The following is a 25,575-nucleotide window of genomic DNA, read 5'->3' as shown; positions in this document are numbered from 1 at the left end:
CCGAGCGCGTCGGCGACAAGGCCGACTACATGGGCCTCACCGTCATCGGCCGGAAGACCTTCCGACAGCCGCGCCGAGTTTGGTGCCCCGGACATCGCCGTCAGTCCGAAGGACCGCGACGTCCTGCTCGCGACTACGGAGGACGGCGTCGCCAGGAGCACCGACGGAGGACGGACCTTCGGCACCGGCTCCGGTCAGGTACTCGCCTTCCTGTCATGGCACACGGCCGACGCCCTGTACGGCGTCGACCTCAGCGGCGGCCTGCACCAGAGCACAGATGGCGGCGCCTCCTGACAGCAGACCGGCACCGTTCCGGGCGGGCAGCCCCAAGCGCTGACCGCCGTCGACGCACGGCACGTCCTGGCCGCCACGCGGAACGGGGTGTACGAGTCCCGCGACGGCGGCAGGACGTTCACCGAGCGCCTGCCCGTGTCCTCCGCCGAAGGACACTGAGCGCGCCGCCCACCGTCAGTGGCGGTGTCCCGCTTCGCCGTGATTCTCGGCAGCCGGGGTGGAGACGGCCGCCGGCTCCTCGGCCGGGCTCCGGGAGCGGCTGGGTTCGTGCCGGTGGTCGTCCGGGGCGGTCATCTCCGGTACCGGTTCAGCAGCGGGCTGGGGAGGCGGCCACCACCCCGCCGAACTTCGCGGCGCTGGGGCGGTTGCTGTGCGGACGAACTCCTTGAGGAGCGTGGCGCAGGCGAAGACGGCCACCCCTGCGACGGCGATGAGGGTGTGGCAGGCCTGGTCGAGTGGATGGTGACGATCGCGCCGATCAGACCCGCGCCGACAAAGGCCGCGGCATAGCCCAGGTAGTCACCGAGCAGCGGGGTGCGCTTGGGTGCCCGGCGCTGTCCGCGGCGGCCACCGGTCCTGCCGTCGGGCGCTCGTTCCGTGCTGCGCGGGGGGACCGGTGTCGCTTCGATCCGACAGGCGCGGGCCGTCCGGCGCGGCTGGGCGAGAGGGGCGCGTCGGCGGGGGACGTACTGCGATGCCGGCGCCCGGCGGGCTGCGGCGAAGTGATGCTGGGACACGGCAACTGTGACACCTTTCGGCACGGTCCGGTCAAGGCGAGGCGCGCTCGCGTCTGTACGGACGTACGAGGTACGACGCACATGGCGCGCTGGATGCCGAGGGCGGTCGTGTGCCGGTGAGTCCGTCATGGGCGTCGGCGTGGGCGAGCGTGTGAACGACTTCGAGGCCCACGAGGAGCAGGCCGGGCAGTAGCGCGGGCAGCACTGCCGGGCCAGTCGTCAGCTCCGCAGCTGCGGACGGTCGTGCTTGGCCGGCGGACCGCTCTTGGATCGAAGTGTGGCCACCGGCACGTCCATGGCCTGGCCAGGGCACCGACCACGGCGATCGCCGCCGCGACGGCGTACAGCCCGTAGTTGCGCTGGTCGGTGTTCAGCGTGGCCCTGCTCGAAGCGTCGCCCGACGGGTGGTTGCGCCGTCAGCTCTTGGTGAGCCGGGCGCGGTCGCCGGCGCATCCGCGCAGGACGGTCAGACGACGGTCGTATTCCTCCTCGTCGATCTCGCCGCGGGCGAAGCGCTCGGCGAGCAGTTTCTCAGGGTCTGCGCCCCGGGTGCCGGTCGGCGTCTTGGTGTCGCCCGCTCGGGCCAGGGCACGGAAGAGCAGAACACCGAGGCTGATGATCAGAGCCCAGAAGACGATCATGCTGGCCGACATGGCGAACCAGCCCCAACCGCTGAGATCATGGTCGTACCAGAACATCTCGGCCACCCCGCTTCCTCATGGGCCGGCGGGAGACGGGGCTGGCGCCTGCGTCCTCCCGATGACCTCACCTTCACGGTCGACCGTGCCCAGCGGCCCGTCTTGGGCCGATGAGGCCAATACGGCCGGGCCGTTGGGCCCTGACTCAGTGGGGGCATCCGGTGGAGTCCGGAGGCAGCCGGACGGAGAGAAGGCCTGTCATGGAAACCGCCGACATCGTCGTCGTCGCCCTGGCCGTCGTACTCGTCGCCGCGCTGGGCTGGTTCTTCTTCGGTCCGCGCCGCGCCCGCGCCGCTCGGATGGAATCATCCTCACCGGCGAGCAGCGCCCGTACCGCCGCCGCGATCGCCGAACGGGTCGGTGTACGCCGGGTCTCGGCCGAGGTGCTGCCGGAGCACAAGGCCGACGAGGTCCGCCGTCTTCAGGGCGAGGGCCGGACCGTCGGCATGGTCGGCGACGGCATCAACGACGCGCCCGCCCTGGCCCAGGCCGACGTGGGGCTCGCGATCGGCACCGGCACCGGCACCGATGTCGCCATACAACCGCCGTCGGCATCCCGGCCGCCGCCGGCGCCCGCTACCCCCTGTGGGGCATCCGCCTCAGCCCGATCATCGCCGCCGCGGCCATGGCCCTGTCCTCCCTGTCCGTCGTCACCAACGCCTCCCGGCTCCGCCGCTGGCATCCGGCACCGCTGCCGGACGCCGACGTCACGGACGTACGGCCGACGGTGGAGACCGCGGCAGACTCCGGCCTCGGGACTGGTGAGCTCGCATGTTGAGGTGCCGCGTATTCCAGCTCAGAGCGCCCCGATCGGTCACTTTGGGTCATGCGGGCGGTGTCCAGGGTCCGGCCCAGAGTGAGTATGTTCGTCCGAAGGCGCGTTCGAAGCGCTTCGGGAGGGGAGAGTGCCGGTGGACGTCGTCGCGATTATGGAAGCACTGGCTGAACAGGGCGTAACGGTGCTGTTCAAGGCCGACGCTGAGCGGATGGCAGAGAGGGGCAAGCCTTGGACCTTCGTCGCCAGTGGAGCGCCGTTGCGCGAGGACGTCCTTGTGCGAACCGATGCCGCGTCTGTGGAGCAATGCCTCGCAGTGTGCTTGCCCCGCCTGCGTGAGCTGGGCTTTTCGTTCCCTGTGTGAGAGAGCAGGTGTGACCGAACCGCCGCCCTGGATGTCAGTGCCGGCTGCTTACATGAGCCCATGGACACCGTGCACACGACCGCCGCCCTCCTCCCGGACCCCGCCGAGCTCCGCGCGTACCTGCGTGCGCTGGCCGTGCTGGACCAGGCGATCTGCCGCGACCCGCGGTTCTCCCGCTACTCCTTCTCCACCACCTGGGGGCCTGGGACGGAGGCGGCCCTGATGGACAACGGCTCGGGTGACGACTTCTCCGTCCTCTTCACCCCGGCCGGTGTGCTCGTCCGCGGCTTCGACCACGAGTCGGAGATGAGCCCGTACGCCACGGACGACGAACAGGTCTGGCCCGGTGTCATCGACGAGGTGCCCGCCGCGCTGCGCCCGCTCCTGGACGACCCGGCCTTCGTCGACGAGGGCCTCGGCGCCCCGCGGGTCACCGCCTGCCTGTGGTGGGAGACCGGCGGCAGCGCCTGGCGCACCGGCTCGGGCATCGAGTTCCCCTCGGGCAGCCCGGACCCGGACGGCTCCGGGCACCTCTTCCGCCTCCTCACCGACCGCTCCCCCGAGGCCGTCCAGGCGCACTTCGAGGAGGACTACGGGCGGCCCGTCCCCCTCGACACCGTCCGCCACGTCCTCGCGGGCCACCCCCTGACCCCCGAAGCCGCCCGCGGCCTCAACCCGGCCGCCCTCTCCGACGAGGCCCTGCTCCGCCGGATCGCCGCCGACCCCGAGGTCGAGGCCTACCTCGCTTGCGACGGCGAGTTCGACCTCACGCGGACCGACCCCATCGAGTCGATCGCCCTGCCGGCCGGTCTCCCGGTGGAGCCCGTGGCCGGCTGCAACGCGGGAGGCACCCACTACCTCTGCGGCCCGGCCGGCTCCGACCGCGTCCGCCCCGTCCTCTACACCGATTCCGAGGGCCAGGCTTCCCTCATCGCGGAGTCCCTCGCCGAGGCCCTGACCCTGGCCATCGTCCTCCCCTCCTGGCACGACGCCCTGGCCGGCTTCCGTCCCCCCGCGCTCAACGCCGACTACCTTGAGGACAACCCGGACCACCCCGAGGTCCGCGACCGCCTCCTCGCCGCCCTCCGCCTCCCCCCGGCCACCGAGCCCGAGGTCCTGGCCCGCCTCCTCACCACGGCCGCCCGCACCGTCCCGGACGGCTTCCTCCCTTCGGTCGAGGGCGAGGAGGACGCGGCCTTCGAACCGATGCTCCGTCTGCCGGCCGAGTAGGACAGCCCCGCCGCGCGCCGCCTTCCGGACCCGACGCACCGCTACGGCGAAGCCATGACCGCACTGCCCGACTGGATGCGCCCGCCCCGCGCGGAGGGCTGCTCGCGGAGGACGTGGACCACCTCCCCGAGGTTCGGCCCGGCGCATGCCGGATCTTCGGCAGGAGACTTGGGGGTGATCGACCTCAAGGACGTGGAGGGATGGGTCGTCACCGGGCATCACAACGACGTCCTTACCTATGTCGGCCCCGGTGAGCCTCAGGATCAGTCGTAGATCGCTGTCGGGCTGTTCGGACGTTCCAGGCGTCACAGGGACGGCACCGAGCTTTACGTCGTCCACGTTGAGGACAAGCGGGGGTCGGTGGCCCCAGCGTAAGTAGCCGCGCTTCACCGCTGGTGGACGCCTGGGGCGTATCGGCTCCAGGTCCCACCGGCTTCGGTGACCAGGCGGGTGGCGGTCTTGTCGTGATAGCCGAGCGCCTTCGCGATGACGGGGGCTGGGGCCTGAAGGACGAGCTGGCGGATCGCCGAGCTCCTGCCGCGCTGCGGAGGAACGCCGATCTCACGCAGGTGCACTTGGAGGCTGACCGGGTTCATGGGCTGTCCCGGCTGGCGGCCGGGGAAGAGCCACTGCGAGCTCCTGCTGCTGGCGTAGGGCAGGTGCTGACGGGACTGGATGTAGGCCCGCATAAGGTCAGCGACAGGCTCGGGCAGCGGGGACGGCGGGTCTCCCAGCCGAACGGTGACGGTGGTTTCGTCGTCGCTGACGTCGTCGATGGTGAGGCGGACGATACGGCTGACGGGTTGAGCGTAGAGGAGAATGAGCGCGGCGGCGATCCGGGCCCGCAGGGGCAAAGAGTCGTCGTTGAGGACCCGGCGGAGGATCGCAAGCCGGCGGTGCTGGTGCAGCGGTTCCGGGTCCTGGGTGATGACGGCGGGCGGCAGCGCAAGGCGGGGCATCCGGCCGGTCTTCATGGACCACCGCAAGAATGAATGGGATGGACGGCGGGTGGCCAGGCTCTCGGTGTGCCAGGCGTCAATGTCGGCCTGCTGGCACTGTCCGATAGCGCGCCCTCGGTCGGCGAGCCAAGCGAGGAAGGCACCGGCCTGGGTGACCTCCTGCTTGGTGTGGTTGGTCTGGGAGCGTCCCAGCGGTCCCTTCTCCGCCTTGGCCCGCAGGCGCCTCATCTGGTGCCACGTGGCGAAGTGCCGGAGAAGCTGACGGTGTTCGGGCTCCTCGATGACGGCGATCCGTTCGGTCAGCCACCGCTGGTAGAGGATGAGCTGCCGGTCAACTCGTGGGAGGACGCCGGTGTCCATCAGCAGGTCACGCAGGTGAGTGACAGTCCGCCAGGGGGTTTCCTGGTGCAGCCCCTCGTGGGTGAGAGGGATGCTGCCAGTGGCCAGGCCTCGGAGGAGACGGACGACGTTGGCGTTGCGAAGCCAAATCAGTCGGCTCTTGGGCCTGCCCATAGCCAGGAGGACCTTGACCAGAGGCAGTAACTCCGGGGCGACACGACCAGTGCCGTCGTCGAGGAGACGGACGAGTGTGTCGGCGAGGGTGCATCGTTCGCAGAGACGTCCGGCGAGCAGGAGTCCCTCGAAGCCGCAGCGATCACAGAAGAAGTCTCGGGCGATGCCCGCGCAGTCCCGGCAGATCGGTGTGCCACTGGTGTCTCGCCCCGGCAGCAGCCGATCGGTGTCGCAACAGGGGCAGAGGCCGCGGACTCGCATCGCCCGTTCGTAGCAGGTCCGGCAGATCGGTCCGTCTGACCACTCGGCGGACTTCGAGGCCCGACGGCCGCAGCGTGCGCAGTCGCGGATCATCCACCGCTCGTACTCCTCTGGAGTCACCACTCACCCCTCGGGCGTCAGTCGGACCCTTGTGGGTCGCCGGGCGGCTAGGTTGATCGGAGCCTCTTCGCCAGCGGCTCGGCGGGCCGGGAGATTCTGGGCCGAGGTAGTGATCAGGTCGGTGGGAGTGCATCCGAGGATGTCGCAGAGGGCGGCCAGCACCGGCAGGGACAGCCGTTCCGGGGTGCCGGAGACCAGACGGTGGACTTGGGAGGAGGACAGCGTGATGCCGCGTTCGGCCAGGTGCGGCATGACCTCGCTGACGGTGAACATGCCGCGGGCGGCCATCAGCTCGCGCAGGCGCCACCGATAGCTGATCTGGCGTGGCATCAGGAGGTCCTTACCGGCCGCAGAGCGGCCTCGATGGTGGCGTCCAGGACGCGTCGGAGGGAGCGGGTGCGGAAGTCGGAGGAGACGCACGTGTAGATCGCCGTGGTGGAGGCGTGGTCGTGGCCGACCTGCTGCTGGACGAACAACGGGTCATGGCCGTCCTCGATCAGATGCGTGATGTAGGACCTGCGCAGTGAGTGGAACTCCAGGGCGGGGTCCAGGCCGGCGGCGTCCCGGTAGGCGGCGAATCGGGAGTCCAGCCGCTGGACCCCGACCCGCGGCCCACGTTCGGACGGCCAGAGGGCCCGGCCGGTCGAATGCCGCATCCCGGGCCGGACCTCGCTGATCCATTCCTCGATTGTGCGGGGTGTCCAGTGCCAGACGGTCAGCACGCTGCGGCGCTTGGGCGGTGAGCCCTTCTTGGCCTTGCCGTAGCGGACCAGCAGGGTGCCGTACTCGCCGAACTCCCGGCCCTCCGGATTGCGTCCGAAGTCGGTGAGATCCAGCATTCGGGTCTCGTTGCGGCGCAGACCGTAGGCGTACGCGACCTTGAACAGGGCGGCGTCCCGGAAGGCCGGCAGCCAGCCCTTGCGGCCCTTGCCGCGAACGCGCAGCACCTCCTCGTCTGCGTGATCGAAGAACTGCTCCAGCTCGGGCTTGGTGAACGCCCTTCGTTCCGGCTCGCCCTCGGCTTCGTCGGCGTGCGTCGCAGCGTTCCAGTCGTAGACCACTTGGACTGGGTGAGTGCCGAAGTACCGCAGACACTCGTCGCTCCAGCCGTAGGCCGGGTTGGTCAGGAAGTCGCAGAACTGGCGAACGGAGCCCTGGTAGTTGCGGAGGGTGGAGCGGACGCAGCCGTGCACGGCCCGCAGATCGGCAGACCATTCGTCGACGTGCTGCGGCGTCCACTGCCACGGCATCACATCGGCGTGCCGGGTGAAGGCCCGGACTGTGCGTTCCTGGTCATTGACGTACCCCAGCGAGAGATTTCGGGCGAGCTGCTGGTTACGCCAGCCCTTGATCATCGCCTCGAAGACCTGCTCGTCCGGCCGCAACAACGACAGGCCGTCCACCAAGTGCAGCCGAGCAGAGCCTGGAACGAGACCGTCCCCACCCATCCGCCATCACTCTCCGTCCATCGCATCTGACGCGAGGATTTCGCATCAGATGCGAGCCGGGGGCGTCTTCGCAGTTCAATCGCTCGATGGAGTGAGACCTTCGGCTGTCCGCCCAGGAGACCGTTACCCTCGTTCCGAGGTCAGCGTCCCTGTTGAGACCAGGTCCGTGCGCTCGATGGCCAATGTCCAGGCTGGGTGTCGTCTATTCGCATCCGATGCAATTGGCGTCGGTAGGAACGACGGAACAGCCATTGGCGCCAAGCAGTTGATCTTGAGTAGCCCCGGGGATCAATGAAACCGTGGTTAGCGGTGAGATTGATCAAGACCGTCGCCGGTCCTTGACGCATCTAGGATTGCGAGGGTGACGGCAAGAACCAGTGACATCGAGAAGGCAGCCGGTGTGCTGCGTGCCGGCGGCCTGGTGGCTCTCCCGACCGAGACCGTCTACGGACTGGGCGCCAACGCCGAGGACCCCGCCGCCATCTCGCGCATCTTCCAGGTCAAGGGACGTCCGCCCTCGCACCCGCTGATCGTCCACATCGGCGGCGCGGAACACCTGGACGACTGGGTCCAGGACGTGCCCGCGACGGCGCGTCTGCTGGCCGAGCACTTCTGGCCGGGGCCGCTCACGCTGGTTCTGCGGCGTGGTCGGCGGGTGCCCCTGGAAGCCACGGGTGGCCTGGAGACGGTGGCCGTGCGTGTGCCCGACCACCCCGTTGCCCTCGCGCTGCTGTCGGCCTTCGGCGGCGGTGTCACGGCCCCGTCCGCCAATCGCTTCGGCTCGGTGAGCCCCACCACTGCGGACGACGTCCGGGCGGAGCTCGGGGATGCCGTCGACTTCGTCCTGGACGGCGGTCCCTGCGGGGTCGGCGTCGAGTCGACCATCGTCGACGTCATGGGTGAGACCCCGGCCATCCTCCGGCCCGGCGGAGTGACCCGCGAGGACCTCGAAGCGGTGCTGGGGTATCCGATCGAGGTCCCGTCCACGAGCCATGTGCGGGTGCCGGGTCAGCACCCGTCGCACTACGCGCCGTCTGCGCGGGTCGTCCTGGTCCAGCCAGAGAAGGTCGTCGACGAGGCGCGGCTCGCGCAGGAGCAGGGGCACCAGGTCGGCGTCCTTCTTCCCCCGCCCCTCGCCGGCACCCCGGTGAAGGCGCACGCCGTGGTGGATGTTCCAGCGTCCCTGGCCGGCTACGCGCGCGAGCTGTACGGCTTCCTGCGCGAACTCGACCAGCGGGGGTGCGACCTCATCGTCGCCTCCTTGCCGGTGGAGGAGGGGCTGGGGCTGGCGATCGCCAACCGGCTGCGCCGCGCGGCGGGGCCCCGGCCCACGGTGTGACCAGCACCGCCGGTGGCACCTCTCGCGTCGCCGGACGCGATTGATCTGCTCCTTTGTGCACAATGCCCTCGTGCAGCTGCTGCCCGTTCCTTGCCCCGCCCACCTCATTCCGGACGCCACCGGCACCGACGCCTTCCACGACGTGTACCGGACGGCCATGGCGCAGCAGGCTGTGTTCGTCGCCATCGAATCCGAAAGACGGCAGCGGTGGACGGTGAAGGCGGACACGCCCACTGCCGGCTCCGGCCGCTGTCGACGATGCCGTGAACGATGCGGTCCGGGCCGCGATAACCTGTCTGGCCGAAGACCGTGAGGTCGATCTGGACGCCTACGCAGGACCGATCTACTTCATGATGCACGGCGTGCGGAGCGAAGACCGAGCCCGCGGACTCGCGGCTGCACTCCACGCCGCCCTCTACGGAGACCTGGGACCCCTGACCCGCGCTGTGCCTCCCGTCCCCTGACGGGAGGCACAGCGCGGCAGAGCACGCTGAGGGGCCGCGCCGCGGCGGTCAGGACGCCGTGGGCACAGCCGCGTCGAGGCCGCGAGCGGCGACGAGGTGGGCACTGCCGTCGGCCAGGCAGTAGCGCAGGCCCACCACGGCGGTCTGGCCGGCGGCGACCTTGTCGGCGAGGACCCGGGAGCGGTCCAGCAGCAGGTCCGCGGTGTGCCTCACGTGCTCGGCGAGGATCTCCTCCGGCTCCACCCGTCCGGCGGCCCGGGCGGCCAGCACGCTGGGGGTCACCCGCTCGACGACGTCCCGGACATACCCGGCCGGCGTCACGCCGTCATCCAGCGCGGCGCACGCCGCGCCGACCGCGCCGCACGAGTCGTGCCCGAGGATCACGACCAGCGGGCAGCCCAGCACCTCCACGCCGAACTCGATGCTGCCCAGCACCTCCGGGCCCATGACGTGTCCGGCGGTGCGCACCACGAACAGGTCGCCCAGGCCGCGGTCGAAGATGATCTCGGCGGCCAGCCGGGAGTCGGAACACCCGAACAGCACGGCGAAGGGCTGCTGCGACGGTGCGGTCTCGGCGCGGCGGATGGCGTCCTGGTTCGGGTGCTCGGGGGTGCCTGAGACGAAGCGCTGGTTACCGGTCAGCAGCAGCTCGAAGGCGTCGCGGGGCGTCGGGTTCTTGATCTCGCTCATGTCGGCAGCCTACGAGCGGGCAGCAGTCGTCGCACAGCCTGGTCCCGCCGGATGTCGCCGGAGCGGGCCACGCTGACGGCCTTGTCATCACCCCCAGGCGCCGGGCGAGGGCGGTCTCGGTGCGGAACCTCAGCGCCCGACGGTGCTGCCCCGCCCCGTACGGCGACCGGTCCAGGACCCTCCGTTCGTCGTCCACATCCGCACAACGAGCCAGGTGCCGCCCGCGCTGTCGGCCGAACGAGGGCGAACCGCCCGGGATCACTCGCCGTCCCCGCTGTTCCGGGCCTGAGCGGGCCGGTGAGGAGTTCGAGCTGCACGCCGGCGGCCTGGAGTCGGCCGGCCAGCGTCATCAGCTCGGCGGCGTTGCGCGTGAGGCGCTTGAGCTCGTGGACAGTGAGGATGACCTCCTGGTCGGGGACGGGGCCTCCTTGATGTCATACGCCAGCTTCAGCGGCGGGCCCGGCTTCCACGGCCGTCCCGGGCCGCGGTCCTCCGGCGCCGCTCGGTGGACCGCCTCACGCACGAGGCGTCCTCCACGCCCAGATGCTCAGCCAGGTACTCGACACCGGCCACGGCACATCCAGCCGGTCCTCCAGAAACAGCCCCAGATAGCGGACCGTGCACATCTGAAGCGCAAACCCCGGACGGTTGTGATCCCCACGCCGTTTCCGGATCAGCTCCCGGTCATGTCCGGCTGGGTGATCCGTCTTCCCCGCTCCCCGAGCCCGTTGCGGACCTGATGCGGGCATACATCCTGTCCCGCCAGCTTCTGCCCTACGCCAGCAGCAGAAGCTCCCACTGGCTCTTCCCCGGCCGCCGGCCCGGACAGCCGATGAACCCGGTCAGCCTCCAAGTCCATCTGCGTGAGATCGGCGTCCCGCCGCAGCGTGGCAGTGCCTCCGCGATCCGCCAGCTCGTCCTGCGGGCCCCGGCCCCCGTCATCGCCAAGGCACTCGGCTATCACCACAAGACCGCCACCCGGCTGGTCACCGAGGCTGGCGGAACCTGGAGCCGATACGCCCCTGGCGACCACAGTCGGTGACCGACGGAGGACGGAAACTCAGGCGACCGACGCCCTGAAAGGGTCGGTGGGGATGATCTCTGCCTCGTCGAAGAGCTGCTCCAACGCCTCGTGCCCGTGACGCCTGCGGAACTCGATCTCGGCTGTGGTTACGGGCAGGGTCCACAGGATGCGGGCGTGGCCCCCGGGAACGGGACAGTGTTCAAGGTCTGGTCCGTGGAGATAGGGCAGGCTGATCAGCAGGTGATCGCAGGCCGACCCCGGCACCCACGGTTCACCGATCGGCATGCTGTGCTCCAGGTCGAGGTGATGTCCACCGCAGTGGTAGTAGGCGATCACCGCCATGAGCTCGATGAACCGCTGGTCGCGGACATGGGCGGTCATGACGAACTCAAGGCCGTGACCGTCCTTCTCCATCGCGGCCCAGCACCCGGCGGTCACATAGGCCCAGCTGTCGCTGCGGGGACCGGGTCCCACAACGAGAACTCGCAGATCTGGCGCCACCTCTCGCCGCTCCGGCCCGAGGTCGCAGTCGACGACCTCCACGGAGTGCCCTTCAAAGAACGCCCCGACATGTGACTCGACGGCCTCCGCGGCCGACACCCTGGCATCACTCACCGCGCGATCATCCCACCGCGATCGACCACCCTGACAGCTCACTCAGCGTCATGAGGCTGCCGACGTCAGCTACGACTACGCGACACCTCAACATGCGAGCCCACGAGATCAAGTTATGGACAGGGTTTCGTCTTGTCCGTTGTCCACCACTGCCGGGGGGTGGGGTCTGCGGCTTCGAAGACCCCACCTGGGCGATGGCATCACTTCTGGCCGCTGCGCCCCTCAACGAGCGCCGAGCCGGTGCTCGGTGATCCAGCGAGCAGCCAACAGCCCGGAGGCGGCGGTGAGGACGGCTGCGGCGATGACGGTGGCGTTGAGGCCGAGGGTGTCGGCGAGGATGCCGGCGACCAGGGCGCCGGCGGCGTAGCCGATGTCCCGCCAGAACCGGTATGTCCCGAGGGCGTTGGCCCGCCAGGCGGGGTGGGCGTGGTCGGAGATGGATGCGATGAGGGCGGGGTAGACCATGGCGGTGCCCAGGCCGAGCGCGATGGCGGACAGGATTCCGGCGAGGAGGGGGCGTTCGGGCAGGGCGAGGGCGAGGACGAAGCCGGCGGCCTGGACGAGCATGCCGTAGACGATGAGGGGTTTGCGGCCGATGCGGTCGGCGAGGTGGCCGGTGGGGATCTGCCCGATGCCCCACAGGATGGGGTAGAGGCCCTTGATGAGGCCGACGGCGGCGAGGCCGAGGCCGTGGTCGGTGAAGAGCAGGGGGAAGACGCCCCAGGTGAGGCCGTCGTTGAGGTTGTTGATCAGTCCGGCCTGGCTGGCGCCGCGTAGGGAGCGGTTGTGCCAGGAGGTGCGGGTGAAGATGGCCTTCAGGCCGGTGTCCTCGTCAGTGGCCAGGGGCTTGGTGTGGTGCGCGAGTTCGAGCGCGACATGGGCGGCGGTGTCGCGTACGACCAGGGCCAGGGCGAGGCCCGCGACGACGAAGACAACGCCGATGAGCTCGGGAACGGGGCGCAGGCCGTATGACGTGGCGAGGTAGCCGGTGAGCAGGGCGGTGACGCCGACGGCGGTGTAGCCGGCGGCTTCGTTCAGGCCGGTGGCGAGTCCTCGGCGGGAGGGGCCGACGAGGTCGATCTTCATGTTGACGGTCATCGACCAGGTCAGGCCCTGGTTCAGGCCGAGCAGTACGTTGGCGGCGACGATCCAGCCCCAGGACGGCGCCCAGGCGAGGGCGAAGGGGACGGGGATGCCGAGCAGCCAGCCCGTCACCAGAAGCTGTTTGCGGCGGAAGCGTGCGCTGAGCGCCCCGGCGGCGAGGTTGGTGAACGCTTTGGTGAGGCCGAAGGCGATGATGAAGGAGAAGACGGCCAGGTCGCTGGTCAGGTCGAAGATCTCGGAGCCGATCAGCGGGACGGTGGTGCGTTCCAGGCCGACCAGGCCGCCGACGCAGACGTTGACGATCACTAGCAGGGTGAACTGCAGCCAGTTCTCTCGCAGGCCGAGCCGTACGGGCCGCCGGGAGGCGTCGGTCGCAGTGGTGGCCAGAGGGGTGGCGTTCACGAGCGGGTGTCCTCCACGCCCTGCACGAGGCGCAGATCCTGTGCGGCGGCGTAGTTGGCCGGTCCGCCGTCGAGGACGGCGACATCGGTGTGGCCGGCCCGCTCCAGGAGGCTGGCGGCGGTCATGGCGCGCTCGCCGTGCCCACACGCCACGATCGGTCCGGTCGGGGCGTCGGCCGCGGACTCGTTGAGGGCGCCGAGCTCGATGTGCAGCGCGCCGGGGACGTGCCCGGTGGTGAACTCGGCTTCCTGCCGGACGTCGACGTAGGGGCGTCCCGCGGCGCGGTCGGCGGCGAGGAAAGCGGTGGTGGCCTGGGGTTTGCCGTCGGCGAGCCAGGCGTCCATGCCGCCCGGGAGGTGGCCGGCGAGACGCTCGTAGCCGATCTTGTATGCCTGCCAGACGATTTCGCTCAGGTCCTGGTCCTCCGCGGTGACGAAGGCCAGGGGCGCGGTGTCGGGCAGGAGCCAGCCGAGCCAGGTGGCGAACTGGTCGCGCAGCGGGATGGACAGGGAGCCGGGGATGTGGCCGGCGGCGTAGTCGGCGGCCGGGCGGACGTCGACGACGTGGCCGCCGTCAGCAATGAGGGCTCGCACCTGCTGTGCGGACAAGGCCGGGAGCACGGGGTTTGCGGTCAGCACGGCCGGGCCGCGCCGGTTGATCTCGCCGAGGCGGTCGAAGTAGGCGGGGTAGGTGCCCAGGCTCGCGATCAGCTGGGCCACGAAGGTGTCCTCGTCGGGTGCGGTAAGGAGCGGGTTGGCCTGCTTCTGGGCGCCGATGGTGGTGGTGCGCTCGGTGCCGGGCGGGGCGGAGCAGAAGGATCCTGCGCCGTGGGTGGGCCACACCGCGGTCTGGTCCGGCAACGCGGTCAGCCGTTTCAGTGAGCGGTACTGGGCGCGGGCGAGTTCCTCGGTGCGCTCGGCGCCGAGGAGGTCGGTGCGGGCGGCGGAGTTCACGATCAGCGAGCCGCCGGTGAACACCCCGAGTTCCCGGGAGCCGTCGAGCAGCAGGAAGGACAGGTGCTCGTCGGTGTGTCCGGGGGTGGTCAGCGCCCGCAGCGTCAGCCCGCCGAGGTCGACCTCGTCACCGTCGGCCAGGCGCTGGTGGTCGAAGGCGCGGTGGCCGGCCGCGGAGGCGAGGATCGTGGCGCCGGTGTCGTGGCCGAGCTGGACGGCGCCGGAGAGGAAGTCGGCGTGCAGATGCGTGTCCGCGGCGAACGCGATGCGCAGTCCGCGCCGCTCGGCTGCTGCCCGCAGGGTGCGCAGGTCGCGGCTGGCGTCCATGGCCAGGGCGCGTCCGTCGCCGAGGTCGAGCAGGTAGGCGCTGTTGCCCAGCCCTTTGTCGACCAGCGGTATGAGGTGATCGTCCGCGAAGCCCACGGCGTCCTCCAAGATCTCGGGAACGGGGGGCGTGTGGTCACACCCACCACACTCATCTACAATAATCCATGGATTTATGGAGGATGTCATGCCGGAGCACACGAAGAGCGCGACGAAAGCGCGGCTGTATGACGCGTTCGCGGCCAGCGGCAAGGCGCTGGCCAGCGGAAAGCGTCTGGAACTGCTGGATCTGCTGGCCCAGGGCGAGCGCACCGTCGACGCGCTGGCGAAGGCGGCCGGGCTGAACCTGACCACCGCCTCGGCGCATCTGCAGACGCTCAAGCAGGCCGGGTTCGTCGCCACCCGGCGTGAGGGGGTGCGCATCCACTACCGGCTCGCCGGTGACGATGTCGCCCAGCTGTTCGCGCTGCTGCGCAAGGTCGCCGAAGCCCACCAGGCCGCCGTGCCCGCCGCCCGGGATGCCTATCTCGGTGAGGACGCCGTCGGCGAGGTCAGCCGTGAGGAGCTTCGGGTGCGGATCGCCGCCGGAGACGTCGTCGTGCTCGATGTGCGGCCGGTGGAGGAGTACCGGGCCGGGCACATCCCCGGTGCGCTCTCCATCCCGGTCGAGGAACTGGCGGACCGGATCAGCGAGCTGCCCGAGGAGATGGAGATCGTCGTCTACTGCCGCGGTGAGTACTGCGTGCTGGCCTACGACGCCGTGCGGCTGCTGACCGACCGCGGGCGGCGGGCAGTCCGTCTCGACGACGGCATGCTGGAGTGGCGGCTGTCGGAGCTGCCCGTCGATGCCTCGGGCCTGACGTGAGGGGCCCGGGCAGCGCCCTTACGCCGCACCCGGGTCTGGCGGGCGGGCCGGTCTACCTGGACTACAACGCCACCACGCCGGTGGATCCGCGCGTCGCCGAGGCGATGTGGCCGCATGTGACCGACTTCTTCGGCAACCCCTCCAGCAGCCACTCCTTCTCCCAGGAGCCCCGCCGGGCACTTGTTGAGGCCCGCGCCCGGGTCGCCGGTCTGATCGGCGCCCGGACCCGCGAGATCGTGTTCACCTGTTCCGGATCCGAAGCCGATCTGCTCGCCCTGCGCGGTGCGGTCCTGGCCTCAGGGCGCCCGCACCCGCATGTGATCACCCAGGCCACCGAGCATCCGGCCGTCCTGGAGACCTGCCGGGCCCTTGAACGGCTGCACGGCGCACGGCTGACCGTGCTGCCCGTCGACGGCGACGGGCTCGTCGAGCCGGCCGCCCTGGCCGCTGCCTTCACCGAGGACACAGTGCTGGTGTCGGTGATGGCGGCGAACAACGAGACCGGCGCCCTCCAGCCGGTCACGGAACTCGCCGCGCTCGCCCACGAGCACGGCGCGCTGTTCCACTGCGACGCCGCCCAGGCAGTGGGCAAGATCCCCCTCGACGTCGGCGAGGTGGGCGTGGACCTGCTGACGATCGTGGGACACAAGATGTACGCGCCGAAGGGCGCCGCCGCCCTCTTCGTACGCGACGGGCTACGGCTGGAGCCGGTCGTCTACGGCGGCGGACAGGAGCGCGGCCTGCGCGCGGGGACGGAAAACGTCGCCCTGGCCGTCGCGCTCGGCTCCGCCGCACAACTCGCGGCCGACGAACTGGCCTCCGGCGCCCCGGCCCGCATCGCGGCCCTGCGCGACGATCTCCACCAACGGCTCGCCAACGGGCTGCCCGGCCGCGTGCACCTCAACGGCCCCGACAAGCAGCGCCTGCCCAACACCTTGAATGTCAGCGTCGACGGCGTCCTCGGCCACGAACTCCTCGCGGCCGCCGGCCAGATCGCGGCCTCGACCGGCTCGGCCTGCCACAGCGGCACCCACACACCCTCCCCGGTGCTCACCACCATGGGCCTCGATACGGACCGCGCGCTCGGCGCACTGCGGCTGTCCCTGGGCCGCTGGAGCACGGCCGAGGACATCGAGTCGGCGGCAGCCACCCTCGTCCGGGCGGCTGCCGCGCAGTGAGCGGGCCGACCGGCCTGATGCAAGAAGATCCGACGAGCAGCAGGAGAGGCATGACCGAGACCAGCGCGCACGGACTGTCCACCCGCAGTGTCTGAGGCCAAGCTAGCCGACCTCGAAGCCGGCGAGCAGGCCCTGGCGTTCTCCTCCGGCATGGCCGCCGAAGCCGCCACCTTCCTCGCACACTGCCGCACCGGCGACCACATCGTGTGCATCGGCGAGGTCTACGGCGGCACCTTCGAACTCCTCGGCGACAACCTCCCCCAGGTCGGCATCACCACCACCTTCCTGCGCGCCGACGAACTCGAGCGGCTGCCCGAGGTACTGACCGGCCGCACCGGGTCGTGTTCTTCGAGACCCCGGCCAACCCCACCCTGACCGTCTTCGGCATCGCCGCCATCTCCGCCCAGGCCCGCACGGCCGGCGCGCTGACGGTGGTGGACAACACCTTCGCCACCCCGGTCAACCAGAACCCTCTCCAGCACGGCGCGGACCTGGTCATCCACTCCGCCACCAAGTACCTCTGCGGGCACTCCGACTTGACAGCCGGGGTTCTCATCGGACCCGCCGAGCACCTCGCCCCGGTGATGGGCTGGCGCAAGAACCTCGGCCAGATCATCGCCCCCGAGACCGCGTTCCTCCTCGCCCGCTCCCTGCGCTCCCTGCCGGTGCGGGTCCGCGCGCAGAAAGACACCGCCGCGGCCGTCGCCGCCTTCCTCCACACCCACCCGCGCGTCGCTCACGTCCACTACCCGGGGCTGGCCACCGGCGAGCAGAAGCGCATCGTGGACGCGCAGATGCGCGGCTGACGATGACGCCGGTCCACATGCACGACCACGGCCACGGCACCGCCGCCTCCGGCCTCGTTATCGCCATCCACATCGGCGCCATGTACCTGCCCTCCCCGCTCACCGGCTGGCTCGTCGACCGCTACGGCCGCATGCAGGTCGCTGCCGCTTCGGGCGTCACCCTGCTGGCCGCGGGCATCCTCGCGGCCACCGCGCCCGGCGACTCCGTCGCCCTCCTTGCACTCGCCCTCGCCCTGCTCGGCCTGGGCTGGAACCTCGGCCTCGTCTCCGGCTCCGCGATCATCACCGACACCGTCCCGCTGGCCACCCGCGCCAAGACCCAGGGCCTGGTCGACGTCTCCATCGCCATCGCCACCGGCGGCATGGCCTCCGGCATCATGGTCGCCGCCACCAGCTACCCCGCCCTCGCGCTGACCGGCGGCGTCCTCTCCCTCGCCCTCCTGCCCGCCGTCGTCGCCAGCGCCTACCGCCGGTGAGCCCGATGCACCACGAGACCCCCGTGCCGGGCATCACCGTCGACGGCACCGGACTGCTCTGCGTCACCCTGCTGCTGCGCCTGCGCAAGGAGATCGACGGCGCCGAGCCCGAAACCCTCGTGCACGTCATCGCCACCGACCCGGCCGCCCCGCTCGACCTGCCCGCCTGGTGCCACCTGACCGGCCACACCTACCTCGGCCCCGTCGCCGACAGCGCGACCCGGTCGGTCTACGCCCTGCGGCTGAGCGCAGACGCACGCCCCACCCGGCCGAACGCACCCTGGCACACCGGACAGCACCGCTGACGGCCAGATCGATCATGGCGGCAACCTCGCTCGGGACCGATCCGCACCCCGAATCCAGCATGCTCCGCCCCGTGCCGGGCGCTGGCCCGGCCGGCCCGGTGGCGCCGGCCGCTTCAACGGGCGCGGTCACGTGCCGAACGGCGGGACCTGCTGCACGGTGAGGTCGTCACGCAGCCGCAGGACACGGACGGGGTGCCGGTACAGGCCCGCATCGATTGCTGTGTCGGCCTGGAATTCCGCCACGAGGTCGGGTCGCACGGGGTGGTACTGAAGTTCGCCGCAGGCCCCCAGCCAGCGCTGAACCGGCGTCCGTGCCAGGGGTGATCGGGGTCGGCCGGATGCAGATGACGGGCAATGTCACGGCGTTCGGCGGTGGGCAGAGGTGTGGTGCGGGCGATCAGCCGTAGGTTGCCGACGGCGTCGTAGCGGGCCGGCAGCAGCGTGGCCGGTGAGGCCAGCGTCCCTGTGACCCCGCCGATCAGCGCCTCGGCAGTGGTGCGGGAGCGGACCTTGATCCAGGCCCTTTTTCCGGGGAGATACGGCTGTTCGCCGCCCTTGATCACGACGCCCTCGATCCCAGCCGTGCCCCAGGCCGGGTCCAGCCAGTCCAGCGCGGTCGCCCGGTCGTTGGTGGCTGGGCACAGGGTGAACGGGGCGGCGAGCACGTCGCGGGCGAAAAGATCCTCCAGGATCGTGCGCCGCTCTCGGTAGGGCCGGGCGAGCAGCTCGGTGTCTCCTTGCTCCAGGACGTCGAAAACGATCAGGTAAGCGGGGCGTTCGGCAGCGGCTTCGATGGCTCCGCGGCCACGGCGGCGGGCGCGGCGCTGCAACTCCACGAAATGCAGGCGCCCCTCGTGCGGCACGACGAGCTCACCGTCCAGCACCAGCGCCTCGCTCAACTCGCTGGCCGCGACGGCGATGAGAGCGGCCGACTCCCCGAGCAGGGACAGGAAGGGGCGGACGGTGCTGTAGCGGGTGGCCGGCAGGCGCCGCATCTCCGCCTCCGCCTCGTCGTCCCCCGGCGGCAGCAGCTCGTCCAGCAGCGAGGCGGCGGACTCGACCTCGTCCCGATCAGGGCTGGTACCTGCGGTTTCGACCGCCGCCGGCCCCTTCTCCATGTGCCGAGATGGCTTACCCGGCCCGTCGTTCCGCATCCGACAGGACCGCCAGGGCCCGCACCGTGATGTCCTCGACCGGGCCGACGGCGTCGACTGTCAGAAGGATGGCCGAGTAGTGGGCGAGCAGGGGTGCGGTCTGGTGTTGGTACACCCGCTGCCTGTGCCGGATGACGTCTTCGGTGTCGTCCGGCCGGCCGCGGCCCAGCAGTCGAGCCACGACGGCTTCTTCCGGAGCGGTGAACTCCAGCACCGCGTCCAGTACGGAGCCCGCCGCGCCCAGTATGGCGGCGAGTTCCCGCGCCTGCGGCAGCGTACGCGGGAACCCGTCGAGGAGGAAGCCGTGCCGGGCGTCCGGTTGCGCGAGCCGGTCCCGGACCATTCCCCCGGTGACGTGGTCGGGGACGAGTTCGCCGGTGTCGAGGTACCGCTGAGCGGCCCGTCCGAGCGGGGTACGGCGCGCCACGTGGTCCCGGAACAGGTCTCCGGTGGAGATGTGCGGGACGCCGAGCCGCTCGCTGAGCACGGCCGCCTGGGTGCCCTTGCCCACTCCAGGAGGGCCGATGAGGACGAGTCGCATCAGTGCTGCACACCTTTCGAGTCAGTTCAGAAGCAGGTTCAGAGATCGGTTCACGTCGATGCCCGGCCGGTTGTCCCCCGTGCATGCGTACGTCGCTCACCAGGGCCGGGAAGGACAGACGGGATCCTCACTGAGCACGAGCACCGGTCCGTGCGTGGAGTCCGGCCGGCGGGTCAGGAGTTCGCACACCGCCTCGGCCGCACCTGCCTGGTACGCACCGGTGTTCACTGATGGGCCGGGCACGAGGCCGTGGACGTCGACCCTGGGCGCCAGTTCGGCGGCCAGCCACTCGGTCAGCTCGGTCAGGCCGGCCAGGGCGGCGTCCTGCGGCCCGCCTCGTGCCCTGGCCGCGACCACGTTGACCACCGATCCGCCGTGCGCGGCCATCCACCGCCAGTAGGCACGCTGGACACAGGTCAGCGGGGTCACGAAGGCACTCTGCAGGATGTCGCGCAGGGCCAGCGGATCCATTTCCATCAGCGGGCCGGGAGGGGACGGGGTCGCGACCAGGTTCACCAAGTGGTCGAGGCGGCCGAGACGGTCGACGACCGTGTCGACGGCGCGGCCGAGCGCCGCCGGATCACCGGGTGCGCAGGGCAGCACCAGGAGGGGCGCTCCCGGTGGCACCGCCCGGTGGGCGTCCTCGGCCTCGGAGCCCGCGAGCACCACGTGCGCGCCGCGCTCCGCGAGGCTTCCCACCACGGCGGCGGCGAGGTCGCCCTCACCGGTGACGAGCACGACCCGACCGGTCGAGGTGCTTGCGCGTCCCATGTCCGTCTCCCTTCGCACAGCGCCGGTCACCCGGCCTGCGGGGATCCCTCGGCCAGGCCGGCGTTGATCAAGTCCATGACCGAGGCGTCGGCGAGCGTGGTGGCATCGCCGACTTCGCGGTTCTCCGCGACGTCCCGCAGCAGTCGGCGCATGATCTTCCCGGAGCGGGTCTTGGGCAGCTCGGGGACGACCATGATCTGCCGGGGCTTGGCGATGGGACCGATCTCCTGGGTCACGTGCTCGCGCAACACATCGGTGACGTCCCCCGCCGACCGGGCAGTGCCGCCGCGCAGGATGACGAAGGCGACGATGGCCTGGCCCGTCGTCGCGTCCGAGGCGCCGACCACGGCGGCCTCGGCCACCGCGGGGTGAGACACGAGTGCCGACTCGACCTCGGCGGTGGAGATCCGGTGCCCGGAGACGTTCATGACGTCGTCGACCCGGCCCAGCAGCCAGATGTCGCCGTCCTCGTCGTAGCGGGCGCCGTCCCCGGCGAAGTAGTAGCCCTGCGCGGCGAAGCGGGACCAGTACGTCTCCCGGTAGCGGTCGCCGTCGCCCCAGACACCGCGCAGCATGGACGGCCAGGGCTGGTCGAGCACCAGGTAGCCGCTCTCGCCCTTGCCGACCTGCCTGCCCTGGTCGTCGACGACCTTGGCGGAGATCCCCGGCAGCGGAGTCTGCGCCGAGCCGGGCTTTGCGGCCGGCCCTCCGGGCAGCGGCGCGATCATGATCGCGCCGGTCTCGGTCTGCCACCAGGTGTCGACGACCGGCACCCGGTCGCCGCCGATGTGCTTGCGGTACCAGCGCCACGCCTCGGGGTTGATGGGTTCGCCGACGCTGCCGAGCACACCGATCGACGACAGGTCATAGCGGGCCGGGATGTCCTCGCCCCATTTCATGAACGTGCGGATGACGGTGGGGGCGGTGTAGTAGACGGTGACGCCATACTTCTCGATGATCTCGAAGTGGCGTCCCTCGTGCGGAGTGTTGGGCGTTCCCTCGTACATCACCGATGTCGTGCGGTTGGCGAGGGGCCCGTAGACGATGTACGAGTGCCCGGTGATCCAGCCGATGTCGGCCGTGCACCAGTAGACGTCGGCATCGGGATCGAGGCTGAAGACCGTGCCGTGGGTGTAGGCGGCCTGCGTGAGATAGCCGCCCGAGGTGTGCAGGATGCCCTTCGGCCTACCGGTCGTGCCCGAGGTGTAGAGGATGAACAACGGGTGCTCGGCGTCGAAGTCCTCGGCGGTGTGCTGATCGGGCTGGGCGTCCACCAGCTCGTGCCACCACAGGTCCCGGCCGTCGGTCCAGGGCACGTCGATGCCGGTGCGGCGGACCACCAGGACGTGCTCGACGCAGGGCGTGTTCCGGGTGGCTTCGTCGGTGTTGGCCTTCATCGGCTCGGCCCTGCCCCGGCGGTACTGGCCGTCCGAGGTGATCAGCAGCCGCGCCTCGGCGTCCTCGATACGGGACTGGAGCGCGGCCGGGGAGAACCCGCCGAACACGACGCTGTGCGGCAGCCCGAGTCGCGCGCAGGCCAGCATGGCGAAGACGGCCTCAGGGATCATGGGCAACTGGATGGCGACCCGGTCCCCGGCCCGAAGGCCGAGGGAGAGCAGGGCGTTGGCCGCCTTGCACACCTCGCGCCGAAGGTCGGCGTAGGTGATCGTGCGGGTATCGCCCGGCTCGCCCTCCCAGTGAAAGGCGACCTGGTCGCCGTGGCCGGCCTCGACGTGCCGGTCCACGCAGTTGTAGGCCACGTTCAGCCGGCCTCCGGTGAACCAGCGGGCGAACGGAGCGTCCGACCAGTCGAGCACCCTGGTCCACTCGGTGTCCCAGTGCAACCGCTCCGCCTGCCGCGCCCAGAACGCCAGAGGGTCGTCGCCGGCCTGCCCGAGCGGTCCGGGCACCGCGTCGCCCGCTGCGGTGGGCGGGAAGTCGGGGCGGACGCGGTGGTCGGAGCGCGGAGACATGTGGGTCCTCCAAGGTGCCGGGACGATTCCAGGGGGCGAGTGCGGCCACGGTGGCCGGACAGGGTTGGCGTGAGGTTGGTGCGGCGGCGTGCGGCTACGGCCGCGCTGCGGTCCAGCGGCTCACCATGCGCAGCGCGAGACGGGGCTTCAGCGGTGCCGCGGTCCTGCGGCGTACGGCGCCCTGCCAGACGCCCCAGCCGTAGGCCAGGTCGTCCAGGCGGCGGAGCATCGTGTGGGCGAGCGGGGGGAGCGGGCTGCCCGAGCGGTGGTGGTCCAGCAGCCCCTCGGCCACGGCTGCGACGACCAGGGCGTGCCGGGCGCGGCGGTCGACGACGGCCGCGGCGACGGCGAGCGGCCAGTGGTGCCGGGTGGCGCAGCGCAGCAGCTGTTCGGCGGTGCCTCGCAGAGCGGCGAGCGAGAGCAGGGCGCCCGCGCGCGCCGGATGGTCGGCGTCGGGCATCCTGCGGGCCACGCGCACAGCGGTCACTCCCGTCAGGGCTGCGGCCAGTGCCGCCGGGGCCGGCCTGCCGCGCAGCAGCAGGGCGCAGGCGGCCAGCGACCAGGGGGCGGCGTACAGCGGCGGCACGCGGCCGGGGTGACGCAGTGCCAGGTCGGCGGCGCCCGTGCCGTACCCCGCCCGTTGAGCCAGCCAGCTGCGCAGGTCGGTGCGGTGCCGGTGGCCCACGCGGACGGAGGGGACGTACCGTAGCCGCCAGCCGGCCTCGTGCAGCCGCATGCACAGGTCGACGTCCTCGCCGACGCGCATGGCCTCCTGGAAGCCGGGGCCGACGGCCCCACGCCGGACCACGATGGCCGCGCTCGGCACGTAGGAGAGCGCGGACACGGGCACGACCGGTCCTTCTGCCGCGCCCACGTCCAGCGGCGAGCGGATCTCCTCGTACCGGTCCAGCAGCCCGGGAGCGGACACGGGCAGTGCGGTCACCCGTGGTGCGGCGAGCGCCAGGGCGGGATCCGCGAACTGCGCCAGCAGGGCGGCGAGCCATCCGGGTTCCGGTACGACGTCGGAGTCGCAGAACGCCACGTAGCGGGTACGGGCGTGACGCAGCCCGGTGTTGCGGGCCGCCGCCGGGCCCCGGTTGCTCGGGTGGGTCAGCAGCCGTGCGCCGTACCGGCCGGCCACGGCGGACAGGGCGGCGGGATCGTCGGAGCCGTCGTCCACGGCCAGTACCGGCAGGTCCGAGGTTTCCGGGTCGGCGCGCAGGGCGCTCAGCAGCCGGTCGAGTTGGTCGGCGCGGTCCCGGACGGGAATCACGACAGTGGTGTCGGCGACCGGCACCGGGGCGAGGCGCGGGTGCGCGAGGCCGGCGTCCAGGAGCCGCCGGGCGAGCGCGGCGCTCGCCGGGTCGGTCACGGTGAACCGGCCGTCACCGAGCCGGCGGACCGCCGCGGCGGTCAGTCTGACCAGCCGCAGTGGTGAACCGCCGACCATGAGTCGGCCGTCCCTCGACCGGTGCGTGCCGGCGGCCAGTTCGACCGTGAACCCGTCGGGCAGCGTGACGTGCGCGGGGGCGGCGAGCCGGCTGCCCGGCGCGGATGCCACGGACGTCTTGGGCAGCCGTTCGAGTGTCATGCGGTGAAACCTCCGTCCGCGTGCAGTACGGAGCCGGTGACGGCGAAGGAGTCGGCAGAGCAGGCCCAGGCGACCACGGCGGCCACCTCCTCGGGTTCCAGAGGGCGTCCGGTGAGCTGTTGTTCGGCGAGCTTGTCGACTTCCGGCAGCTCGTAGAGGTCGGCCGTGGCCCGCAGCATGTCCGTGCGCGTCGACCCCGGTGACACCGCGACCGCGTTCACGCCGGTGTCCCGCAGGTCGCAGGCCAGGCCGCGGACCAGGCCGACCACGGCGTGCTTGGCGGCGCAGTAGGCGCCGAGCCCCCACAGCCCGCGGTGCGCGGCGGCCGAGGCGAGTGCGACGAACCGCCCGGTGCGGGGCTGCGGCCGGCGCAGCAGGGCGGGTACGGCCGCGCGGGCGAGGTGGGCCACGCCCATGACGTCCACGTCGAGCAGCGTGCGCCACTGCGTGTCGGTCTGTTCCCACACCGGGCCGCCGCCGAGCATGACGGCCGCCGCGGCCACCGCGGCATCGAGACCGCCGAACTCGTGCTCGGCCGTCTCGACGGCGGCGTGCAGCGCGGCCTCGTCGCGGACGTCGGCACGCACCGTTCGGACCAGCGGGAACTCGCGGGCCAGGGCTTCCAGTTGCGCGGGCTCGGCCAGGGGATAGGGCACGTCGGGGTCGTCGGCGCAGCGGTCCACGGCGACCACCGCCCAGCCGTGGCGGGCCAGCCCGGCCACGGTCGCCGCCCCGATGCCCCGGGCGGCACCGGTGACCACGGCGACCCTGGGGCCGGTCATCGCCCGGCTCCCGCGGGTACGGGGGCAGGCCGCCGTTCGGGCGAGCCGAGCCGGCCCCGCCCCGAGACCCGCCAGGCCCGGATGTCGGCGGCGAGGCGGTCCGCCATACGGTCGAGGAGCCGTTCGCCCTCGCCTGCGCGGGCCCCGGAGGGGTCGCCCAGGACTCCGGTCGGGCTGACTCCTCGGACGGATTCGGTGACGAGCCGGTCCATCAGCAGGTGGACGGGGTCGGTCGGTCCGGCGACGGCCCGCTCCTCGTGGACGGCCGAACGCCGCAGCCGCAGCATCATCGAGGTCTCGGTACGGCCCGCGTGGGCGTCGGAGCCCGGCGGCAGACAGGGCCACCAGGCGACGTTCCGGCTCTCGCCGCGCAGCCCGGTCACCGCGTCGGCCAGGCTCACCAGGTTGCCGCCGTGCCCGTTCACCACGAGCAGCCGGCCCGCCCAGCTCAGCATCGAGCGGCCGATCTCGGTGACGAGCAGGCGCAGCGCGTCGTGGCCGAGGGACACCGTGCCGGGGAACCCCTCGTGCTCGCCGCTGGCCCCGTACGACTGGGCCGGCGCGACCAGCACGTCCATCTCGCCCCGCAGCAGAGCGGAGGCCCGCCCGGCGACCGCCGCGGCCACGGCGGTGTCGGTGTCCAACGGGAGGTGGGGGCCATGCTGTTCGCAGGAGCCGAGGGGCAGCAGCACCAGGGGGCCGCGGTCGGTGAGGTCCGGCCAGGCGAGGTCGGCGAGCCGGGTCCCCGGCCCGGCCGTCGCCGACGCCGGCTTTCCCGCTGCTGTGACCCCTGCGGGCCGGGCGGGTTCGGCCGGCATC

22 protein-coding genes and 4 pseudogenes are annotated in these 25,575 nt (G+C 71.4%); 10 read left to right on the top strand and 16 right to left on the bottom strand.

Features of this window, described 5'->3' with window-relative positions; genetic code table 11:
- Nucleotides 1-1,447: 1,447 nt before the first annotated feature.
- On the bottom strand, nt 1,448-1,729 hold the full coding sequence (locus ACSU6L_RS34260) for an SHOCT domain-containing protein (protein WP_437065143.1): 282 nt from the start codon (nt 1,727-1,729) through the stop codon (nt 1,448-1,450).
- Between the two features lie 323 nt (nt 1,730-2,052).
- Between ACSU6L_RS34260 and ACSU6L_RS34255 the strand changes: the two are divergent.
- The 3 genes and pseudogenes from ACSU6L_RS34255 to ACSU6L_RS34245 all read left to right on the top strand — a co-directional run.
- A pseudogene (locus ACSU6L_RS34255) lies at nt 2,053-2,507 on the top strand (HAD-IC family P-type ATPase); the annotation flags it as partial.
- A 133-nt stretch (nt 2,508-2,640) separates the two neighbouring features.
- On the top strand, nt 2,641-2,868 hold the full coding sequence (locus tag ACSU6L_RS34250) for a hypothetical protein (protein WP_189807091.1): 228 nt from the start codon (nt 2,641-2,643) through the stop codon (nt 2,866-2,868).
- 60 nt (nt 2,869-2,928) lie between these two features.
- A complete protein-coding gene (locus tag ACSU6L_RS34245) occupies nt 2,929-4,098 on the top strand; it encodes a hypothetical protein (RefSeq protein ID WP_437063211.1) in 1,170 nt (389 codons plus the stop codon).
- A 386-nt stretch (nt 4,099-4,484) separates the two neighbouring features.
- Here the strand turns inward: ACSU6L_RS34245 and ACSU6L_RS34240 are convergent, their stop codons facing one another.
- The 3 genes from ACSU6L_RS34240 to ACSU6L_RS34230 are packed head-to-tail and all read right to left on the bottom strand — an operon-like array spanning nt 4,485 to nt 7,354.
- Nucleotides 4,485-5,924 (bottom strand): hypothetical protein, encoded by a 1,440-nt coding sequence (locus ACSU6L_RS34240; protein WP_437063209.1) that lies wholly within the window; start codon nt 5,922-5,924, stop codon nt 4,485-4,487.
- 30 nt (nt 5,925-5,954) lie between these two features.
- Nucleotides 5,955-6,281 (bottom strand): helix-turn-helix domain-containing protein, encoded by a 327-nt coding sequence (locus ACSU6L_RS34235; protein WP_437063207.1) that lies wholly within the window; start codon nt 6,279-6,281, stop codon nt 5,955-5,957.
- Nucleotides 6,281-7,354 carry a tyrosine-type recombinase/integrase gene (locus tag ACSU6L_RS34230; RefSeq protein WP_437063205.1) on the bottom strand — a complete coding sequence of 358 codons (1,074 nt, stop codon included), beginning with the start codon at nt 7,352-7,354 and terminating at the stop codon, nt 6,281-6,283. The genes ACSU6L_RS34235 and ACSU6L_RS34230 overlap by 1 nt, the downstream gene beginning before the upstream one ends.
- A gap of 406 nt (nt 7,355-7,760) precedes the next feature.
- Between ACSU6L_RS34230 and ACSU6L_RS34225 the strand changes: the two genes are divergently transcribed.
- Nucleotides 7,761-8,738: an L-threonylcarbamoyladenylate synthase gene (locus ACSU6L_RS34225; RefSeq protein ID WP_437063203.1), complete on the top strand. Its 978-nt coding sequence runs from the start codon at nt 7,761-7,763 to the stop codon at nt 8,736-8,738.
- Nucleotides 8,739-9,250: 512 nt separating this feature from the next.
- On the opposite strand, the gene ACSU6L_RS34220 is transcribed toward ACSU6L_RS34225, so the two are convergent.
- Nucleotides 9,251-9,892: a carbonic anhydrase gene (locus ACSU6L_RS34220; RefSeq protein WP_437063201.1), complete on the bottom strand. Its 642-nt coding sequence runs from the start codon at nt 9,890-9,892 to the stop codon at nt 9,251-9,253.
- 492 nt (nt 9,893-10,384) lie between these two features.
- Nucleotides 10,385-10,578, bottom strand: a pseudogene (locus ACSU6L_RS34215) (DUF4158 domain-containing protein); the annotation flags it as partial.
- Nucleotides 10,579-10,631: 53 nt separating this feature from the next.
- Here ACSU6L_RS34215 and ACSU6L_RS34210 point away from each other — a divergent pair.
- Complete coding sequence (locus ACSU6L_RS34210) at nt 10,632-10,934, top strand: hypothetical protein (protein WP_437063199.1); 303 nt, start codon at nt 10,632-10,634, stop codon at nt 10,932-10,934.
- A gap of 18 nt (nt 10,935-10,952) precedes the next feature.
- Here ACSU6L_RS34210 and ACSU6L_RS34205 read toward each other — a convergent pair whose 3' ends face one another.
- The 3 genes from ACSU6L_RS34205 to ACSU6L_RS34195 form a co-directional block, all read right to left on the bottom strand.
- Nucleotides 10,953-11,459, bottom strand: coding sequence for a suppressor of fused domain protein (locus ACSU6L_RS34205; RefSeq protein ID WP_437063197.1), 507 nt, complete (start codon nt 11,457-11,459; stop codon nt 10,953-10,955).
- Between the two features lie 294 nt (nt 11,460-11,753).
- Nucleotides 11,754-13,037 carry an MFS transporter gene (locus ACSU6L_RS34200; RefSeq protein ID WP_437063195.1) on the bottom strand — a complete coding sequence of 428 codons (1,284 nt, stop codon included), beginning with the start codon at nt 13,035-13,037 and terminating at the stop codon, nt 11,754-11,756.
- Nucleotides 13,034-14,413 carry an MBL fold metallo-hydrolase gene (locus tag ACSU6L_RS34195; RefSeq protein ID WP_437063194.1) on the bottom strand — a complete coding sequence of 460 codons (1,380 nt, stop codon included), beginning with the start codon at nt 14,411-14,413 and terminating at the stop codon, nt 13,034-13,036. Before ACSU6L_RS34195 ends, ACSU6L_RS34200 begins: the two co-directional genes overlap by 4 nt.
- 88 nt (nt 14,414-14,501) lie before the next feature.
- Here ACSU6L_RS34195 and ACSU6L_RS34190 point away from each other — a divergent pair, with 88 nt between their 5' ends.
- From ACSU6L_RS34190 to ACSU6L_RS34170, 5 genes and pseudogenes are all read left to right on the top strand, one after another.
- Nucleotides 14,502-15,179, top strand: coding sequence for an ArsR/SmtB family transcription factor (locus ACSU6L_RS34190; RefSeq protein WP_437063192.1), 678 nt, complete (start codon nt 14,502-14,504; stop codon nt 15,177-15,179).
- Nucleotides 15,176-16,357: a cysteine desulfurase family protein gene (locus tag ACSU6L_RS34185; protein WP_437063190.1), complete on the top strand. Its 1,182-nt coding sequence runs from the start codon at nt 15,176-15,178 to the stop codon at nt 16,355-16,357. Before ACSU6L_RS34190 ends, ACSU6L_RS34185 begins: the two co-directional genes overlap by 4 nt.
- Before the next feature lie 87 nt (nt 16,358-16,444).
- Nucleotides 16,445-17,163 (top strand): annotated as a pseudogene (locus ACSU6L_RS34180) (trans-sulfuration enzyme family protein).
- A pseudogene (locus tag ACSU6L_RS34175) lies at nt 17,154-17,639 on the top strand (MFS transporter); the annotation flags it as partial. The pseudogenes ACSU6L_RS34180 and ACSU6L_RS34175, both read left to right, overlap by 10 nt.
- Nucleotides 17,640-17,644: 5 nt before the next feature.
- Nucleotides 17,645-17,944, top strand: a complete 300-nt coding sequence (locus tag ACSU6L_RS34170) for a sulfurtransferase TusA family protein (RefSeq protein WP_437063188.1) — start codon at nt 17,645-17,647, stop codon at nt 17,942-17,944.
- Nucleotides 17,945-18,057: 113 nt separating this feature from the next.
- Here ACSU6L_RS34170 and ACSU6L_RS34165 read toward each other — a convergent pair whose 3' ends face one another.
- The 7 genes from ACSU6L_RS34165 to mftE all read right to left on the bottom strand — a co-directional run bounded on the left by ACSU6L_RS34165 (nt 18,058) and on the right by mftE (nt 25,574).
- The gene (locus tag ACSU6L_RS34165) at nt 18,058-19,062 is read right to left on the bottom strand and encodes an ATP-dependent DNA ligase (protein WP_437063186.1); all 1,005 of its coding nucleotides are present in this window, start codon (nt 19,060-19,062) and stop codon (nt 18,058-18,060) included.
- Nucleotides 19,063-19,075: 13 nt separating this feature from the next.
- Nucleotides 19,076-19,639: an adenylate kinase gene (locus ACSU6L_RS34160; RefSeq protein ID WP_437063184.1), complete on the bottom strand. Its 564-nt coding sequence runs from the start codon at nt 19,637-19,639 to the stop codon at nt 19,076-19,078.
- 96 nt (nt 19,640-19,735) lie between these two features.
- On the bottom strand, nt 19,736-20,410 hold the full coding sequence (locus ACSU6L_RS34155; RefSeq protein WP_437063182.1) for an SDR family NAD(P)-dependent oxidoreductase: 675 nt from the start codon (nt 20,408-20,410) through the stop codon (nt 19,736-19,738).
- Nucleotides 20,411-20,436: 26 nt separating this feature from the next.
- Nucleotides 20,437-22,383: an acetate--CoA ligase gene (gene acs, locus ACSU6L_RS34150; RefSeq protein WP_437063180.1), complete on the bottom strand. Its 1,947-nt coding sequence runs from the start codon at nt 22,381-22,383 to the stop codon at nt 20,437-20,439.
- Nucleotides 22,384-22,477: 94 nt separating this feature from the next.
- Nucleotides 22,478-23,974, bottom strand: coding sequence for a mycofactocin biosynthesis glycosyltransferase MftF (gene mftF, locus ACSU6L_RS34145; protein WP_437063178.1), 1,497 nt, complete (start codon nt 23,972-23,974; stop codon nt 22,478-22,480).
- Complete coding sequence (locus ACSU6L_RS34140) at nt 23,971-24,756, bottom strand: mycofactocin-coupled SDR family oxidoreductase (protein ID WP_437063176.1); 786 nt, start codon at nt 24,754-24,756, stop codon at nt 23,971-23,973. The genes mftF and ACSU6L_RS34140 overlap by 4 nt, the downstream gene beginning before the upstream one ends.
- Nucleotides 24,753-25,574 (bottom strand): mycofactocin biosynthesis peptidyl-dipeptidase MftE, encoded by an 822-nt coding sequence (gene mftE / locus ACSU6L_RS34135; protein WP_437063174.1) that lies wholly within the window; start codon nt 25,572-25,574, stop codon nt 24,753-24,755. Before mftE ends, ACSU6L_RS34140 begins: the two co-directional genes overlap by 4 nt.
- Between the last annotated feature and the right edge of the window lies 1 nt (nt 25,575).

The organism is Streptomyces sp. enrichment culture (assembly GCF_964272855.1).
Lineage (GTDB): Bacteria > Actinomycetota > Actinomycetes > Streptomycetales > Streptomycetaceae > Streptomyces.
The sequence above is the reverse complement of the archived record's forward strand: the minus strand, read 5'-3'. Positions and strand labels throughout refer to the sequence as shown.

Coding starts and splice junctions, on each gene's coding strand:
- ACSU6L_RS34260 (WP_437065143.1), bottom strand. CDS start 1,729: ATGTTCTGGTACGACCATGATCTCAGCGGTTGGGGCTGGTTCGCCATG.
- ACSU6L_RS34245 (WP_437063211.1), top strand. CDS start 2,929: ATGGACACCGTGCACACGACCGCCGCCCTCCTCCCGGACCCCGCCGAG.
- ACSU6L_RS34240 (WP_437063209.1), bottom strand. CDS start 5,924: ATGATCCGCGACTGCGCACGCTGCGGCCGTCGGGCCTCGAAGTCCGCC.
- ACSU6L_RS34235 (WP_437063207.1), bottom strand. CDS start 6,281: ATGCCACGCCAGATCAGCTATCGGTGGCGCCTGCGCGAGCTGATGGCC.
- ACSU6L_RS34220 (WP_437063201.1), bottom strand. CDS start 9,892: ATGAGCGAGATCAAGAACCCGACGCCCCGCGACGCCTTCGAGCTGCTG.
- ACSU6L_RS34210 (WP_437063199.1), top strand. CDS start 10,632: ATGCGGGCATACATCCTGTCCCGCCAGCTTCTGCCCTACGCCAGCAGC.
- ACSU6L_RS34190 (WP_437063192.1), top strand. CDS start 14,502: ATGCCGGAGCACACGAAGAGCGCGACGAAAGCGCGGCTGTATGACGCG.
- ACSU6L_RS34170 (WP_437063188.1), top strand. CDS start 17,645: ATGCACCACGAGACCCCCGTGCCGGGCATCACCGTCGACGGCACCGGA.
- ACSU6L_RS34165 (WP_437063186.1), bottom strand. CDS start 19,062: ATGGAGAAGGGGCCGGCGGCGGTCGAAACCGCAGGTACCAGCCCTGAT.
- ACSU6L_RS34160 (WP_437063184.1), bottom strand. CDS start 19,639: ATGCGACTCGTCCTCATCGGCCCTCCTGGAGTGGGCAAGGGCACCCAG.
- ACSU6L_RS34155 (WP_437063182.1), bottom strand. CDS start 20,410: ATGGGACGCGCAAGCACCTCGACCGGTCGGGTCGTGCTCGTCACCGGT.
- acs (WP_437063180.1), bottom strand. CDS start 22,383: ATGTCTCCGCGCTCCGACCACCGCGTCCGCCCCGACTTCCCGCCCACC.
- mftF (WP_437063178.1), bottom strand. CDS start 23,974: ATGACACTCGAACGGCTGCCCAAGACGTCCGTGGCATCCGCGCCGGGC.
- ACSU6L_RS34140 (WP_437063176.1), bottom strand. CDS start 24,756: ATGACCGGCCCCAGGGTCGCCGTGGTCACCGGTGCCGCCCGGGGCATC.
- mftE (WP_437063174.1), bottom strand. CDS start 25,574: ATGCCGGCCGAACCCGCCCGGCCCGCAGGGGTCACAGCAGCGGGAAAG.